At 36.3% G+C, this 16,375-nt stretch carries 17 protein-coding genes; 2 read left to right on the plus strand and 15 right to left on the minus strand.

Annotated features, from left to right (window positions below; translation table 11 throughout):
* Positions 1-3 precede the first annotated feature (3 nt).
* From HMPREF1495_RS07120 to HMPREF1495_RS07130, 3 genes are read right to left on the minus strand one after another with little or no spacing between them, the layout of a single operon-like run.
* Complete coding sequence (locus HMPREF1495_RS07120) at positions 4-771, minus strand: ABC transporter permease (protein ID WP_034213194.1); 768 nt, start codon at positions 769-771, stop codon at positions 4-6.
* Positions 768-1,622 (minus strand): ABC transporter permease, encoded by an 855-nt coding sequence (locus HMPREF1495_RS07125; protein WP_034213197.1) that lies wholly within the window; start codon positions 1,620-1,622, stop codon positions 768-770. The genes HMPREF1495_RS07120 and HMPREF1495_RS07125 overlap by 4 nt, the downstream gene beginning before the upstream one ends.
* Positions 1,612-2,580, minus strand: coding sequence for an ABC transporter ATP-binding protein (locus tag HMPREF1495_RS07130; RefSeq protein WP_034213199.1), 969 nt, complete (start codon positions 2,578-2,580; stop codon positions 1,612-1,614). Before HMPREF1495_RS07130 ends, HMPREF1495_RS07125 begins: the two co-directional genes overlap by 11 nt.
* 152 nt (positions 2,581-2,732) lie before the next feature.
* Here HMPREF1495_RS07130 and HMPREF1495_RS07135 point away from each other — a divergent pair, with 152 nt between their 5' ends.
* Positions 2,733-3,041: a YerC/YecD family TrpR-related protein gene (locus HMPREF1495_RS07135; protein WP_007593458.1), complete on the plus strand. Its 309-nt coding sequence runs from the start codon at positions 2,733-2,735 to the stop codon at positions 3,039-3,041.
* 28 nt (positions 3,042-3,069) lie between these two features.
* Here HMPREF1495_RS07135 and HMPREF1495_RS07140 read toward each other — a convergent pair whose 3' ends face one another.
* The 3 genes from HMPREF1495_RS07140 to HMPREF1495_RS07150 are packed head-to-tail and all read right to left on the minus strand — an operon-like array spanning position 3,070 to position 5,653.
* The gene (locus tag HMPREF1495_RS07140) at positions 3,070-3,678 is read right to left on the minus strand and encodes a ribonuclease H1 domain-containing protein (RefSeq protein ID WP_034213300.1); all 609 of its coding nucleotides are present in this window, start codon (positions 3,676-3,678) and stop codon (positions 3,070-3,072) included.
* 4 nt (positions 3,679-3,682) lie between these two features.
* Positions 3,683-4,681, minus strand: coding sequence for an aromatic acid exporter family protein (locus HMPREF1495_RS07145; protein ID WP_034213202.1), 999 nt, complete (start codon positions 4,679-4,681; stop codon positions 3,683-3,685).
* 9 nt (positions 4,682-4,690) lie between these two features.
* The gene (locus HMPREF1495_RS07150) at positions 4,691-5,653 is read right to left on the minus strand and encodes a glycosyltransferase (protein WP_034213204.1); all 963 of its coding nucleotides are present in this window, start codon (positions 5,651-5,653) and stop codon (positions 4,691-4,693) included.
* A gap of 181 nt (positions 5,654-5,834) precedes the next feature.
* On the opposite strand from HMPREF1495_RS07150, the gene HMPREF1495_RS07155 reads away from it, so the two are divergent.
* Positions 5,835-6,782 carry a putative ABC transporter permease gene (locus HMPREF1495_RS07155; protein WP_034213207.1) on the plus strand — a complete coding sequence of 316 codons (948 nt, stop codon included), beginning with the start codon at positions 5,835-5,837 and terminating at the stop codon, positions 6,780-6,782.
* A 49-nt stretch (positions 6,783-6,831) separates the two neighbouring features.
* Here the strand turns inward: HMPREF1495_RS07155 and HMPREF1495_RS07160 are convergent, their stop codons facing one another.
* The 9 genes from HMPREF1495_RS07160 to murC form a co-directional block, all read right to left on the minus strand.
* Positions 6,832-8,037 (minus strand): CCA tRNA nucleotidyltransferase, encoded by a 1,206-nt coding sequence (locus tag HMPREF1495_RS07160; protein ID WP_034213303.1) that lies wholly within the window; start codon positions 8,035-8,037, stop codon positions 6,832-6,834.
* A 103-nt stretch (positions 8,038-8,140) separates the two neighbouring features.
* Positions 8,141-9,580: a proline--tRNA ligase gene (proS, locus tag HMPREF1495_RS07165; protein ID WP_034213209.1), complete on the minus strand. Its 1,440-nt coding sequence runs from the start codon at positions 9,578-9,580 to the stop codon at positions 8,141-8,143.
* Positions 9,581-9,586: 6 nt separating this feature from the next.
* Positions 9,587-9,742: a hypothetical protein gene (locus HMPREF1495_RS13895; RefSeq protein WP_007593469.1), complete on the minus strand. Its 156-nt coding sequence runs from the start codon at positions 9,740-9,742 to the stop codon at positions 9,587-9,589.
* Positions 9,720-10,748 carry a hypothetical protein gene (locus HMPREF1495_RS07170; protein ID WP_034213210.1) on the minus strand — a complete coding sequence of 343 codons (1,029 nt, stop codon included), beginning with the start codon at positions 10,746-10,748 and terminating at the stop codon, positions 9,720-9,722. Before HMPREF1495_RS07170 ends, HMPREF1495_RS13895 begins: the two co-directional genes overlap by 23 nt.
* A gap of 4 nt (positions 10,749-10,752) precedes the next feature.
* Positions 10,753-11,466, minus strand: coding sequence for a LytR/AlgR family response regulator transcription factor (locus HMPREF1495_RS07175; protein WP_007593474.1), 714 nt, complete (start codon positions 11,464-11,466; stop codon positions 10,753-10,755).
* 17 nt (positions 11,467-11,483) lie between these two features.
* On the minus strand, positions 11,484-12,659 hold the full coding sequence (locus HMPREF1495_RS07180; protein WP_034213217.1) for a ribose-phosphate pyrophosphokinase: 1,176 nt from the start codon (positions 12,657-12,659) through the stop codon (positions 11,484-11,486).
* 10 nt (positions 12,660-12,669) lie between these two features.
* The gene (locus HMPREF1495_RS07185; protein ID WP_034213219.1) at positions 12,670-13,692 is read right to left on the minus strand and encodes an ATP-binding protein; all 1,023 of its coding nucleotides are present in this window, start codon (positions 13,690-13,692) and stop codon (positions 12,670-12,672) included.
* 19 nt (positions 13,693-13,711) lie between these two features.
* Positions 13,712-14,959, minus strand: a complete 1,248-nt coding sequence (locus tag HMPREF1495_RS07190; protein ID WP_034213222.1) for a DnaD domain protein — start codon at positions 14,957-14,959, stop codon at positions 13,712-13,714.
* 36 nt (positions 14,960-14,995) lie between these two features.
* Positions 14,996-16,372: a UDP-N-acetylmuramate--L-alanine ligase gene (murC, locus tag HMPREF1495_RS07195; RefSeq protein WP_034213224.1), complete on the minus strand. Its 1,377-nt coding sequence runs from the start codon at positions 16,370-16,372 to the stop codon at positions 14,996-14,998.
* Positions 16,373-16,375: the final 3 nt, after the last annotated feature.

Consider the following 16,375-nt stretch of genomic DNA (forward strand, 5'->3'; position numbering starts at 1 on the left):
AAATCAATCTTTCCTTGTTTTTTCCGAAATAAATATTACAAGCACCGTAATCACAAGTATAACGGTTGCGAGTGCATTTATTTCAGGAGTAATACCTGTCTTCATCTTTGTATATATCTTTATTGCAAGAGTATTTACTGAAGGACCGGTCGTAAATATAGATATTACCACATCATCAAAGGACATTGCAAATGATAATAATAATCCGGATGCAATTCCCGGCAAAATATATGGTAATGTTACATCTCTGAATGTTTCAAACTCACTTGCCCCAAGGTCTCTTGCCGCCTCCTCAAGCGAAAGATCCATTCCCATAAGTCTCGCCCTTACAATCAAAAATATATAAGGTACACAGAATGAACTGTGTGCAATCGTCATGGTTACAAAGCCGAAAGGCAGGTTCATATATGAAAATATAGCCATAAAGACCATTCCGAGAATAATCTCGGGAATCATTATAGGCAGAGATGCAAAACCGCTGATGAAATCATCAAAAATAAGTTTTTTCCCTCTCATGGCAAGAGCCGCACTGACACCAATTACAAGTGAAAGCATACATGTCAACACCGCCAGTATTATACTGTTTAACAATGCTTTCTTTATATCACCGTCATTAAAAAGCATCTTATACCAGTCGAGAGAAAATCCTTCCCATACGCTTGTAAGCTTGGATTTATTAAAGGAATAAACTACAGTGAGTATAATGGGAAGATAGTTTAAAACAGTTACCAGCCCCAAAAATATAACGGCCGCTTTTGATACCTTTTTCAAAATAATCCCTCCAATTCTCCTGTACCCGAAACCTTCTTATAAAGTCTTAAGAATACTATGGTAAGTAACATAAGTATTACACTCAGTGCCGCCGCAAAAGGTATATTTCTAAGCTTTGTAAGCTGCTCCACTATAACACTTCCGATAAGAACTATTTTATTTCCTCCGAGTATATCTGAGATATAGAAAAGTCCCATACTCGGTACAAATGTAAGTACCACACCGCTTAGAAGTCCCGGCATTGTAAGTCGGAGTGTTATTGTGAGGAATGATTCAAGCCTGCTTGCCCCCAAATCTCTGGATGCTTCTATCAGGCTCCAATCCATTTTTTCCACACTGGAATACACTGAAAGTATCATAAAAGGCAGTAAAAAATATACCATACCTACAAGTACGGCAGGATATGTATACAACAGTTTAAGCGGAGTCTTTGTAATGCCCAAAAACATTAAAAGTTTATCAAGCACACCGTTACTTCTAAATATTATTATCCATCCGTTCAACCTGATAAGACCGCTGGTCCAAAAGGGAATCATAAGAAGCATCATCATTCTTCTCTTCCATCTCTCACTGAGTCTTCCCATAAAATATCCGAAGGGATATCCTATCAAAGTAACCAAAACGGTTGATGCTAAAGCAAGCTTAATGGATTCCAAAAATATATTTAAGTAAAAAGGATCAAATACTTTTTTATAGTTTTCCAAAGTAAATGTAAAATCAAATCCCCAGGTCTTTGCCTTTGTCAAAAAGCTGATCAGAACCATATAGGCCAGAGGCAATATTACAAAGAGGATTGTAAAAAGATATATCGGTATTCTTAGCAGATATTTGTTAAGTTTCTTATTTTTCACCTTGAACCTCCACCATATCTTTTTTATCCCAGCCTATGCTTATAGCATCGCCCGGATTCAGATTGATATTCATGCCCATATGTGAAGAAGTAATCTCCTGATTATCTTTCAATCTAACCTTTACTTTTGAAAGACCTGCGGTAAAACTGTTTTCAATTACTATACCGTCATAGTCACCTGCTCCAAGCCTTACATGTTCAGAACGTATTGCATATGTTTTCTCACCGTCTTTATAGAGATTTGCACCGCCCACAAACTCGGCTACAAAAGCGGTTGCAGGAGTATCATATACTTCGCTTGGAGTACCTATCTGTTCTATCTTACCGTCCCTCATAACAACTATTCTTGATGACATATTCAAAGCCTCTTCCTGGTCATGAGTTATATATATAAATGTAATACCGAGAGCTTTTTGAAGCTTCTTTAACTCCATCTGCATCTGTCTTCTAAGCATCAGATCAAGTGCTCCGAGAGGCTCATCAAGTAACAATACACTCGGCTTATTTACAATAGCTCTTGCTATTGCAACTCTTTGCCTTTGACCTCCTGAAAGCTGCGCCGGATTCCTTTTCTCAAAGCCTTCAAGCTGTACCAGAGAAAGAGCTTTTTCCACCTCTTTTTTTATCTCATCTGCAGGTATCTTTTTAAGTCTTAATCCATAGCCTATATTTTTTTCAACATTCATATGAGGGAAGAGAGCATAATTTTGAAATACCGTATTTACATCTCTCTTTTCCGGTGCCAGTCCTGTGATATCCTTACCGTTAAGTATCACCTTGCCGCCATCCGGACTCTCAAGCCCTGCAATTATTCTTATCGTAGTGGTTTTTCCGCAACCACTTGAACCCAAAAGAGTGATAAACTCTCCTCTACCTATATCAAGGGAGATGTTCTTTAAAACATTCTCACCGTCAAAACTCTTCTTTATATTTTCCAGACTTAGTATAGTATCTGTCATCTAAATTCCCTCCTAGGGTTATTTGGCTTTATACAATAAAATATAATACCATCTTTTTTAATATAATTCACTAAAAATATTATTTTATCTCGACTTTACTTTTACAAGTTAAAATGCTAAAATGTAATTACTATTTGAATGGAGCAATTTGTATGAATAATAAGATCAGGACTGACGCGGTAGACCATCTATTTGACGCCATCCTTACACTAAAAGATAAAGAGGAATTTTATATTTTCTTTGAGGATGTTTGCACCGTAAATGAGTTGCTCTCCATCTCTCAAAGATATGAAGTGGCTAAAATGCTACGTGAAAAGAAAACATATTTGGAGATTGCCGAGGAAACCGGCGCTTCTACAGCTACCATCTCCAGAGTAAACCGTTCTCTAAACTATGGAAATGACGGCTATGACCTTGTTTTTAACAGACTCGGTTTATTTGAAAATAATAAAGAAAAATAATTTTGCCGGAGTTTATACTCCGGCATTTTTATATAATTCCAAGTGCTTTTTTGGCAAGTTCATCCGCCATATCATTATACTTATCTCCCGAATGTCCTTTTACCTTTATAAAATCCACATCCACATGCTTTGAAGCATTTTTATAAAATTCAACATAATGCATGGTACCGGGCTTTTTGGCTTTCCAATCTCCGTTGCACCACTTCTCTATACCCTCATAGTCATAAAAAATACTGATACTCTTTATATCATAATCCAGACAATATTGCATGGCCGCCATAGAACCCTGTATCTCACCTGCAACATTTCTCATATCGCTCATATCATCCTTTTCAAACTTTTTTGAAAAATAAAATTCATCATCCTTATGCATTATAACCATGCCATATGAATATGACTTGGTAGTGTCGTCATAACTTCCGTCAACATATGCAAATGCTTCAGATTGTTTCTCTTCGCCTTCCTCTTTATCCTCAACACTCTTTGTTCCGTTTACAAAATCCAAAGCCTCTTCCCTGCTTGTAAAACTTTTATAAGCGGCTCCCGAAAATCCGCTAACTGACTTTTTACATTCATCCCATGTCTCAAAGACACCTGTATTTCTTCCTTTTCTTACCGCATAATATTTCTTTGCCATATATTTACCTGTTCCAAAATATATTTTTCTCTTCTTCACTCAAATTTGCGGCAAACTCCCTTTTTATTTCAAGGAACTGCTCAAAATTTACTACCATTGAATGAAGTATTGCTCTGTCTTCAAATTCCTCTCGGCTCTTTGGAAGCTGTGAGTTTTTCATCTTTTCTTTTACAAAATATAAGTCCATCAGGGCATTTACCGCATTATTTGACTCATGCAGTTTGGGCACAAGATTAAAAATAAGTTCAGCCACATCTCTTGCCTGACTTGGTCTTGTCTTCATTCCCTTTCCCTGATCAAAAATATATCTAAGGGTCATGATTTGAGACTTTCTCATTTCCATATAGTTTATAAAATATTTCAAATCATAGCTTAGTATATTGTCTTTATCAATATATGCCTTTGAGATTGCACTGTCTATCAGCTTATCAAGCGCATCAAAATCATATTCAAGTTTTACCCTGTTATTCTCATCTCTTAGAAAGCCTACCAAAGTATCCAGCATGTACTTTATTTCATTTTCTATTTTTGCCTGATATTCCCTTATATGTTTCAAGTTTCTCGGCATATACATATTTAAAAATATTCCGACGGATGTTCCTATAAGCATCAAAACCGCTTCATTTTTTACAACATCAAAACTCATATACTTCGTTGCCAGAATATGTGTTACCAAGACGGTACATGGTGAAAGTCCTTCATTTAAATCAAAGACCATACAAACCGCTACAAATATGAGCAAGTAGCAAACCAGCGCCCATATATCATATCCGAATAAACTAAATACGACAAATGAAATCAACATAGCCAGAACAAATGCCGCAATTCTTTTTAATGCAATCTTTATTGTGGATTTTTTTGTATCCTGTATACTCAGTAAGGTTATAATACCTGCCGATGCACTGTAGTTTAACCCGAAAATTCCGGCAATAAATATTGCAAGTCCTGTTCCGACAGCAATTTTTATTACTTTTATCAGATTTATATTTTTAAAATATGTCATAGTCCTCCGTTATCTTTTAAAATATAATGCTGTATTCCTCACAAACTTATATAATGCAGGTAAGAAATATTCAAACTTTATAAAAAATCTTTCTCTAAAATCCAGCTCATTATATTCTTTTTTAAAGTCCTTTGACAATATGTTTTTAAAATCTCTTGTATTTACATATGTAAGGAAACGAAGTCTCTTTGCGGCACTTAGCACTTCATCATGAAATCTGTATCCTGAGTCTTCATCATATGCCTTATACATAGCCTCCATATTTTGATAATACTCTTCCTGTTTTCTTTTGTAATCACCGCTAAACTGTGAGGCTGTCCATGAAGTCGGCACTCCCATTCTGTACACACTCATAACCCTGTCGATATAATAGGCATCACCGTATTTTACAGATATTATCTGCATGGGTATATCTCCCACCTTACAGTCAAAATAATACTTGGGCAAACTCTTCATATACTCTGTTCGTAATAAAAGTGAGGCAGTGGGATAATGTGCTCTTTTATTTATAACTTCTTTTGCACCGACTACACAGTTTCCGGTATAAGGTCTTATAAGGTTTGGAGAAAATGTGGCATCCAGATTTTCAACCTTCGCAGCATGAAAGCAAAAGCTTATTTCGGGATGTGCATCCATATAATCCACCTGCATTTGAAGTTTATTATCATCGCACCAGTAGTCATCTCCCTCACACATGGCTATATATTCTCCGCTTGCTCTTGGAAAGTTGTATTTTCCGCTTGGATTTGTAACCCCTTGCGAGTACATATTTTCCTCATGAAATAAGGGCTTTATAATATCCGGATATTGTTTTTCATATTCTCTTATAATATCTGCCGTATCATCTGTTGATGCATCATCATTTATCAGAATTTCTATATCAAAGTTTCTTTTCTGCGCCAAAAAGGAATCTATTGCCTTTCTTATATATTTACCGTGATTATAGGTAATGCAGCATATACTTACTTTCATATTTATACTCTCTTTTTATATTATTTGCAGGTAAAACCGCATAGGGTTTTAAATACGCTTACTTCAATATCATACTATAACATAAAAGTTGATATAAAGTGAGTTTTTATTATCTTTATAAAACTTCAAAACTTGTAGATAATCTACTACTGTGGTATTATTGTTCTCATTGGAGGTGATTATGACCAAGTACACCCTATTGCAATGGATTGCATTTTTTTATATATATTGTTTTTTCGGATGGTGTTTTGAATCCGGATATGCAACTATCAAGGAGAGAAAACTTACAAACAGAGGCTTCCTTCGAGGCCCTTATATTCCTATATATGCCTTCGGCGCTTTGTTTGTTCTTATTATTACAGACAACTTTCATGGGAATAATTTGGAAGTTTACTTTTCAGGAATGATTGCTGCTACAATACTTGAATATATCACAGGTTATGTGATGGAAAGACTTTTCAAAGTCAAATACTGGGACTATAGCGATCACAAGTTCAATTTAAGCGGATATATATCGCTCTCCACCTCTATAGCATGGGGATTTTTATCACTACTGCTTACCGATTTTTTACAGGTAAATGTCTATAGATTTGTATCTAAGATAAATGAGTCAAATTTGAAGACTTCTGTAATAGTTGTGAGTATTATCTTTTTCTCGGATTTGATTCTTTCAATAAAGGCCGCATTCAATCTTGCCAAAGCATATACGGCACTTGAAAGGGCTAAGGTTGAATTCCTTGAAGTCAAAGAAAAGCTTTCATTGATTGCAGACGACCTTGTAAGTGAAACCCAAAATAAGCTTGTAGGTATCAAAGACAGTGTGGCAGGACGTGTGAGCCAGGCAAATGAATATATCTCAAACGGAAGAGTGAGTTTCTCATATTTAAAATCCGATATAGAAAATGCTCTTTCATCACTTTCAAATACGGTTGCTTCAAAGAGTCCGGCTTATCTTGAGCTTAAAATAAAATATGAAGTTGCAAGAGAAAAGGTATCCTTAAGCTTACCGAAAACCGGAAAAATCATGTCATTCTTTATTAGAAATATGATAAAAGGAAATCCGGGACTTAATAAAAAGTACATCTCTCAGATGAAGGAACTTAGTGAAATAAGAAAAAGAAACAAATAAAGTTAAAAGCTACAGGTTTGTACCTACTGTACCGACCCGTAGCTTTTTATTACTCATTTTTTGCTATATCAAGAAGCAGTTCTTTATTATTCAGTTTGGGATTTTCAATTACTCTTTTTAATAACTCTTCCAGAATCTCACCGATTTTAGGTCCTTTCGGTATTCCAAGTTCCATCAGATCTTTCCCGGTAATATCAAGCATGGAGATATCAAAAGCATGATTTTCTTCTTTAATCTTCTCATATCTCTTTTCAATATCATTTATCTCTTCCAAAATATTCGCATTTTTTCTGTCCGACTTGCAAATCTTAATATAGTCCTCAAAGAGTTTTGTACCGAGTCTGTGCAAGGACAGTCTTATATCCGAATCCTTCTTCGGTAAAGGTAATTTCAGTTCCTCTATAAGCAGACAGGTATTTATTTTTGTTGCATTATCAGACTTCAATTCCGAAAGTATTTTCTTTACCGAATTTATATTTTCTACATTTTGCAAAAATACAGTCCAGTACATATGTTTTTCATCACCGATATCTCTTTTGTAAAACTCATAAAAACTTTCATCAAGCTTTGCAAACTCTTTACCGATATATTTATAAAGTCCGCTGCTGTATATATACTTTACATTTTCTGCAAAATTTCCTGAAAGTGTTTTATTCAGCTCTACAAATATTCTCTCCTTGCTGACATTTGATAATAATGAAGCCTTGTCTTTTATTGCATCAAATGTGGCTTTTTCTATTTCAAACCCTAGTTGTGCAGAAAAACGTATTGCCCTAAGCATTCTCAGAGCATCCTCGTCAAATCTCTTATTTGGATCTCCTACAGCTCTTATAATACCGCTGTTTAAATCCTCCTGACCTTTATATAGATCCACTATACCCTTTTTATGTGAATAGGCCATTGCATTAATTGTAAAATCCCTTCTGCAAAGATCTTCAGAAAGACTTTTACTGAATGAAACACTGTCAGGATGTCTTCCGTCCGAGTAGTTTCCGTCTATTCTGTATGTAGTCAGCTCATAGCCTTCTCCGTCCATAAGTACTGTAATAGTTCCGTGTGCAATACCCGTATCAACGGTCTTTTTAAATATCCTCTTCATTTCTTCAGGAAGAGCGTTTGTAGTGATATCCCAGTCCTTAGGCTTCCTGTGAAGCAGGGAATCCCTGACACAGCCACCTACTGCAAACCCTTCAAAACCGTTCTCCTCCAACTTTTCTATAATATTTTCAACGTTTTTTGGCAAATCTATTCTCATTCTTATCTCCTTAGCAAAAGCTGATACCGGGGACATAAGTATATGAATGCTTAAAAACTTAATATTAAAACCGCAGCCTTCTGACTGCAGTCTCTTTATTATTTTAATATGCTTTTCCCCAGTAAACCATCTTTGTAGCCTTCTTGCCGCAACAAACGCATACATCGCTAAGCTGCTCCTGTGCCTCAGGCATACATCTTGATGTGGCTCCTGCCTCTTCCTTTATCTTGTCCTCACAAGCTCTGTCACCGCACCACATAGCCTTGATAAATCCCGGCTTGTTATCTGCAATATTCTTGAACTCTTCCATAGTTCTTGCCTCATAAGTATGAGCTTCTCTATGCGCAAGGGCTGTTTCATACATATTTGTCTGAATCTTTTCAAGGCATTCCTTAACTTCACTTTCAACATTTTCAAGTGATACGAAGATCTTCTCACCTGTATCTCTTCTGACAAATACGCATTGATCATTTTCAATATCCTTCGGTCCGATTTCAATTCTAAGAGGTATACCTCTCATCTCAGACTCGGCAAACTTAAATCCCGGGCTCTTCTCGCTGTCATCAAGCTTTACTCTTACACCTGCAGCATACAGTCTGTCTTTAAGCGCATTAGCCGCCTCAAGTACACCTTCCTTATGTGCGGCTACAGGTATTATATTTACTTGAACAGGTGCTATATGAGGTGGTAACTTAAGACCTGAGTCATCACCATGTACCATTATAACAGCGCCTATTATTCTTGTAGTCATACCGAATGAGGTCTCAAAAACAGGCTTGATTTGATTGTCCTTATCAGTAAATGTTACATCAAATGCCTTTGCAAATCCGTCTCCGAAGTAGTGGCTGGTACCTGACTGTAATGCCTTACCGTCATGCATAAGTGCCTCTATGGTATAGGTTGCCTCGGCTCCGGCAAACTTCTCCTTATCGGTCTTTATACCTCTTATAACAGGTATAGCCAAGTCCTTTTCAAAGAAGTCCGCATATACTTCAAGCATCTGTACCGTTCTGTCATGAGCTTCCTTGGCTGTGGCATGAACAGTATGTCCCTCCTGCCATAAAAACTCTCTTGAACGAAGGAAAGGTCTGGTTGTCTTTTCCCATCTTACTACAGAACACCACTGATTTAAAAGCTGCGGAAGATCTCTATAACTCTTTACAACCTTTGAGTAGTAGTCACAGAATAATGTTTCCGATGTAGGTCTGACACAGAGTCTCTCCTCAAGCTCCTCCATTCCACCATGAGTTACCCATGCAACCTCAGGTGCAAAGCCTTCAACATGGTCCGCCTCTTTTTGTAAAAGGCTCTCAGGTATGAACATAGGCAGATAACAGTTTTGAATTCCTGTCTCTTTAAATCTTCTGTCTATCTCATTTTTCATATTTTCCCATATTGCATAACCGGCAGGTCTTATTACAAGACAACCCTTTACACTTGTATAGTCAACAAGCTCCGCCTTAAGCACAATATCTGTATACCATTGTGCAAAGTCTTTCTCCATGGAAGTAATTTCTTCTACAAGCTTTTTTTCTTTAGCCATTTTTATTTAATCCTCTATATCTTCTTTTATTTCTTTTTTCTTTCTGATTACCAAATCAGATTCGGCATCATTTATCCTTCTTTTTAAATACAAATATACCACGATGCCTACAATGAATAATATAATAATTAATGCAATCTCAATTATATTTCTTATTAACATTGCCCCTCGATTTTTCTCTTCTCTTTTTATTTATCCATTTAACCGCATTTATCATCGGTAATAATACAATTGCAATCCACCATGCATATGCACCGGCAGCCAAAAGTGTAACACCGTCATATCTGTTAAAGCTTTTATCAGTTGAACCGTTTTCCTCTATACTTTCATCCGCATTTGTTGAAGCTTCAACAGTTTCATTAATAACTTCATTATTGCTTATTTCAGTCGAAGTTTCAGTAATATCAGGAAGGCTTGTGAACGTATTGTTTTCAGTCGCATTATCTGTAATTGTACTATCGGTATTTACCTCAGTCTGAACATTTTTGTCAACTTCAGATTTACTCACACTGTCATTATCATTTCTTTTATGTTTATGACCTGATTTATTTTCCGGCTGCTTTGCAGTTTCAGCCTTTTGCGCGGAGCTTTCGGTTGGTTCTACATTATTTGTCGGGTTCTTAGTGTCCGAATTGTCATTGCCGCTCTGAGAGGCTTTTGTACCTTTTTTTGAACTTTCCGAATTTTCAATTCTTTTCTTTTTTCCCGATGAATGTCCAAAAGACTTATTCGCATTGGATTTTGTGGCAATATTTTTATCCGGTATTGAAGGCTTTGTTCCCTCTCCAGAATCTGAAGGCCTTGTAGGCTCAGGTCTCGGATCTGAGGGCACCGGCGGTACAGGCAGCTTTTGAATAGTCTCATACTGTACATAAAATGTACCGTCCGAAGCGACATATTCTCTTTTTCTTAGCCCGTCCTGCTCATATGTGGGCTCTCTTTCAATTATCCACTCTCCATAGTTGCTTTCATCTATTCCGGCTGAGGTTTCAACATACCCTGCGTTTGAGCCATGTAAACCTCCGTTTTTTTGAATACCTGTCATATCTACATATGCGGCTCCAACAGTTGTCGCATTGCCTTTTAGAACACCTACACCGTTTACCGATATAAAGGCGGTCGTCAGTGCCAATGACATAGCACCCATTGCTTTATATTTTTTCTTCATTTAATCACCCTATTGCATTTTCTTTCATCGCTTCCTTAAGTCCACTGTAGTACTTTCTTCCCACCGGAATTTCCGTGTTGTCTATCAATGTGATTTCCTCATAAGTGAATTTCTTTATATGTTGCAATGAAACTAAAAATGATCTATGCACTCTTAAAAAACCTTTTGTAAACAGCAGGTTTTCAAGTTTTCCTATTGTTGAAATAAACTCAAAACTTTTACTGCCGTAGTACACGGTTATTATCTTTCCTCTAACTTCAAAATATTTTATATCATTTATCGCGATATTCCTATATTCACCGATGCCGGTAAAGAGCATATACTCTTTTGATTTTTCTAATGCCGTTTTAAAAACATCCTTTATTATCTTTACCGTCTTGGCACCGTCAGTCTCACCTTTCACAATATAGTTGAAGGCTCTGACGTCAAAAGCCCCCAACATATGATTCTTTGAAACTGTGATGAATACTATCTCTCCGATATATCCGTTTGAACGAAGTTTTGATGCGGCTTCCATGCCGTCAATTCCCGGCATATTTATATCCAGAAACATTACATCAATAAGCTCAAGTTTATCTTCCACTTCAAATAACATCTGCTTGGCGCTCTCAAACACCTCAAATTCCGTATCAAAGCCCTCCGACTTTGATATATGTGTAGTGATCTCTAACAAATTCTTTCGTTCTATTGGATTATCATCACATATAACTACTCTCATAACCCAAACCTTATATCCTATTTGTTATTTTTTACCTTCTCAAGTAAATTGTTGATTCTGTTTGTAGGTGTCAAAAGACCGCTTATAGTAGAATCATGATTCAAATTGTCGATAATAAGAGCCACATACTTACTCATCTCAACATTGTAGTAATAAGGTTTGCTTAAGAGATTATGTGACTGGTACACTAAGTTTGTTGTAAATATACCGTCGATAATACCGTTCTCATAATATTTATCAAATTTTGCAAAGCCGTTGGTGAACAGTCCGAAAGTGGCACATACAAAGACTCTTTTTGCCTTTCTCTTTTTAAGTTCCTTTGCAACTTCCTGAACACTCTCACCAGAAGATATCATATCGTCAATGATTACAAGATCTTTACCTTCAACATCCGATCCCAAAAACTCATGTGCTATAATCGGATTTCTGCCGTCAACAACCTTTGTATAATCTCTTCTCTTGTAGAACATACCTACATCAAGCTTAAGCATATTTGCAAAATATATCGCCCTTCTCATTCCGCCTTCATCAGGAGAAATAATCATCATATGATCCGAATCAACCTGTAAATCCGGGAAATGTCTTAGAAGTCCCTTTGTATACTGATAAATCGGCTGCACAGTCTCAAATCCCTTTAAAGGAATGGCATTTTGTACTCTCGGGTCATGTGCATCAAATGTAATGATATTGTCAACACCCATATTTGTGAGTTCCTGTAATGCCAGTGCGCAGTCCAAAGACTCTCTTCCGGTCTTTTTATGCTGACGGCTCTCATATAAGAAAGGCATTATAACAGTTATTCTTCTTGCCTTTCCCGCTATTGCCGCAATAATTCTCTTAAGATCCTGGAAATGATCATCCGGTGACATATGGTTTATTTTTCCTGACAGTGAATAGGTCATGGAATAATTACATACATCCACAAGCAAATATAAATCATCACCTCTTACAGATTCCTCTATGGTTCCTTTTGCCTCACCCGAGCCGAATCTTGAGATGGTTGATTTTATAATATAATCTTCTTTCTCATACTCTGAGAATAAAAGTGTATCCTTATGCTCACTTTCTCTCTCCTTACGCCACTCTACAAGGTAATTATTTACTTTTTTTGTAAAATCCTCCATTCCTTTAAGAGGTATAAGTCCCAAAGGACCTACAGGAATAGAATCAATTTTTTTATCTTCGTACAGCATTTTCCCTCCATTACAGCTTTGCTCTAATATCATTTCCAAATAATCTGATATACATGAAACTTTTTCTTATTCTTGAAGTAACTCTCTCACTGTATATGTCTCTCATTTCATCCAGACTGAGATTAGTCGATATTATAGTAGATTTTTCGGTGTTAACCCTACGGTTTATTATATGGAAAAATTCGGTAGTTGTAAAGTGATTGGAAAGTTCCGTGCCGAGATCGTCAATTATCAGCATATCACTTTCATACACCTCTTCAATAAGAAGCAAATATTTTTGATCCTCACTCTTTTCCAACTTAACCTTTACCAGTGCTTCAAAAAGTTCTTTTGCACTGAGATATATTACAGAATAATATCTGTCAAGTAATACCTTGGCTATACAATTGCTTAAGTAGGTCTTGCCTACACCGGTATTACCGCTGAATATAATATTTCTTCTGTCATTTTCGTCGGAAGCAGTATCAACCCCATTTTTGCTTCCGTTTATTTTAAAATATTTGTCCGCAAATTTCTCACAAAATCTTTTTACACCCTCCATATAGGCGGCATTTGTCATATTCTGCCCCGGAAGTATTGTTTTATTATCATAATAATCAAATGAGAAATTTTCAAAATTTTCTTTACTTAATATATTTTCAAGATTTGATTGAGCATACAGAAGTTTCCTTATCCTTAACTGAAGGCAATGACATTTTTTTCCGTCAATATATCCTGTGTCCTTACAGTCTTTGCAATCATATGTTATTTCCATATAATCTTTCGGAAAGCCGGCAGAAAGCAAAAGTTCTTCCTTTTTATTTTTTATTCCGTCAATATCGTTTTTTAAATCATTTATTGACAATTTCCCCGATTTCAAGCTTTCTTTATATCTGGAAACAGCCACACTTCCTGTGGAATTGTTTAATTCCTTCATTTCAGGTATTTTTTCATATACCTCTTCTATTCTTCTGACCTGCGCGGCTCTGTTATTTGCTCTTATATTTTCATATTCTCTCATTATTGCATTATATGAGGAATTATCTATAGCCATATATCTCCTTTAAGCCAAACTATAAATTGTTCAACTCATTTAAAAACTTGTCCTGCATATCGGAATCAATATTGTCATTCCTCTGTTCAAAATTATTGAACTTTGAACCGGAAGCGGTATTTGAAGTTTTCGGAGCCGCCTTTACTTTCTCATCATGTTTTTCATCCTGTGCCTTTATATCTGAAAGTGTACGCACATTCTCATTATGCCATCTTGTAAGTATACCGTCGGCATATGAAAAACTCTGTGATGATGTGTTAAGTACTGTTCTGCTGATGGCTTCGACCACTATCTCAGTGCTGAAACCGTACTCATCAAACCACTTTTTAACAAATCTTAATTCAACCGGTGCCAAAACTCTGTCATATATTCCGAATGCCTTTAACACGGCTTTATTTTCATTGAAATATTTTACATTGTCCTCTTTGGCTTCCTCCACAGTTGTAATACCTTTTTCATGGAATGAAAATGCCACTCTTTCGATATAGTTTATACTCTTTTTACCTTTTTGTACTGAAACTTCCGCTATATATTCAAGTAAGTCCTTTGACATACCCACAACATCATAAAGATATGCCAGCTTTTCAGTATCTGTAGGTGTAAATATCTTTTCAGTATATGTCTGCACGCAGAATACAAGTTCCTGAAAATCTTCATCGCCTTTCAGCTTTGTCAAATCCACCAGACTTCTGTCAGGAAGCTTTGGCGGCTCCGGTTTTTCTTCAGGTATCTCAGCCTTTGCTTCGCTCTCGGAATTATTCTCTACATCAGAATCTTTTGTCGCATCAGACGCTTTACAATCGCTTTCTTTTAAGTCTTTTGCTGCATCAGGGCTTTCCGATTTAACATTATTCTCTTTTAATGTTTCCGCTCCCATACCGGCTTCAAGCATTTCTCTTCTTTTATATACTTCTTTTGCCGCCGTCAGAATACGTCTTGCTTCCTCAAGTTCTTCTTTTGAAGGCATTCCCTTTGTAATAAGAACTTCTTCAAAGTCGTCGCCGTTTCCAAGCTTACCTATATTCTCAGCCTTTTCTATCAGCACTCCGCTCTTGCACCAGTATGCTATAGCTCTTTCAACATCCTTTATAGTAAGTTCAAGGGCATCGGCTATGATTTCGGGATTTATCAGTCTGTCGGCATTTCTCAACATAAAAAGGTATACCTTTATATAATCACCGTTTGCCTTTAGCATGTATTTATCTATAAATTCTGACGGCAAACTTACAATGCTTGTTATATCTGCCTTTAAAAATTCGTACTTCATAGCTCTCCCTTTGTCTTAAATCTATATCTTTATAAATTATTTCCCAAGTAAAAACTCGCCCACTCTTAATATATCTCCGGCACCCATGGTAATCAGTAAATCACCCTTTCTAAGCTCCTCCAACAGATAATTTTCTATCTCATCAAAAGTCTCAAAACTTGTAGAATTTCCACCCAGTTCATTTATTCTTTTTGACAGAAGATTTGAACTCATACCGAGATTGTCATTCTCTCTTGCAGGATAAATTTTTGCAATTATAACCTCGTCCACATTCTTTAATACATTGGCAAAATCATCAAAAAATGCTTTCGTTCTGGTATATGTATGTGGCTGGAATACCACTACAAGTCTTTCATGAGGATATCTCTTCGCAATATTTAATGTAGCCGATATCTCACTTGGGTGATGTGCATAGTCATCAACTATTGTGATGCCGTCAAGCTTTCCTTTGACCTCAAATCTTCTGTCCACACCCTTAAACTCCGAAAGTCCTTTTCTTATATCTTCGATACTTACTCCAAGTTCAAAGGCAACACAAATAGCAGCTAAGGCATTGTATATATTGTGGTTTCCTCCTACACAAAGTTTTACATTCTCATATGTCTCTTCTTTATGTACAAGGTCAAATGTCGGATACCCCAAAGCATCATATCTTATATTTGTAGCATAGCAGTCACTGTTTTCTGTTCCGTATCTTACTATATTACCTTCATACCCTTGTGTAATCTCTCTGTTATTTGTAATCTTATCGTTTATTATTATACAACCCTTAGGGCTTGTATTTTTTACAAAATTCTTAAAAGAGTCTCTGATCTCATCCAAATCCTTAAAGAAATCCAGATGATCCTCTTCGATATTCAATATAACACCTACTGTAGGATATAACTCAAGGAAACTGTTGGTATATTCGCAAGCTTCCGTAACGAATGTGTCACCCTTGCCTATATAAATATTTCCTTTTATCTTCTTTACGATACCTCCTACAGAGATTGTAGGGTCAAGCTTTGTATCCAGTAATATATATGACAACATGGAAGTTGTTGTGGTCTTTCCATGTGTACCGCTTATTGCTATACTCTCTTTAAATTTTGACATTACATATCCCAGAAGCTCAGCTCTGGTCATCATTTTTATATTCTTTTCTTTAGCCGCAATAAACTCAGGATTGTCCTTATGTATGGCGGCAGTATATACAAACAAATCTATATCATCACTGATATTCTCACTTTTTTGACCTACAAATATTTTTACACCTCTGTCCTCAAGATCCTTTGTCCTGTTATTAGCCTTTGTATCCGAGCCGCTCACTTCAAAGTTCTTTTCAAAAAGTACTCTTGCAAGTCCGCTCATACTTATACCGCCTATACCGCAAAAATATATGTGCTTTATATCATTAAATTTAATATTTTTCAAAAG

It is taken from the genome of Lachnoanaerobaculum sp. MSX33 (genome assembly GCF_000512995.1).
Lineage (GTDB): Bacteria > Bacillota > Clostridia > Lachnospirales > Lachnospiraceae > Lachnoanaerobaculum.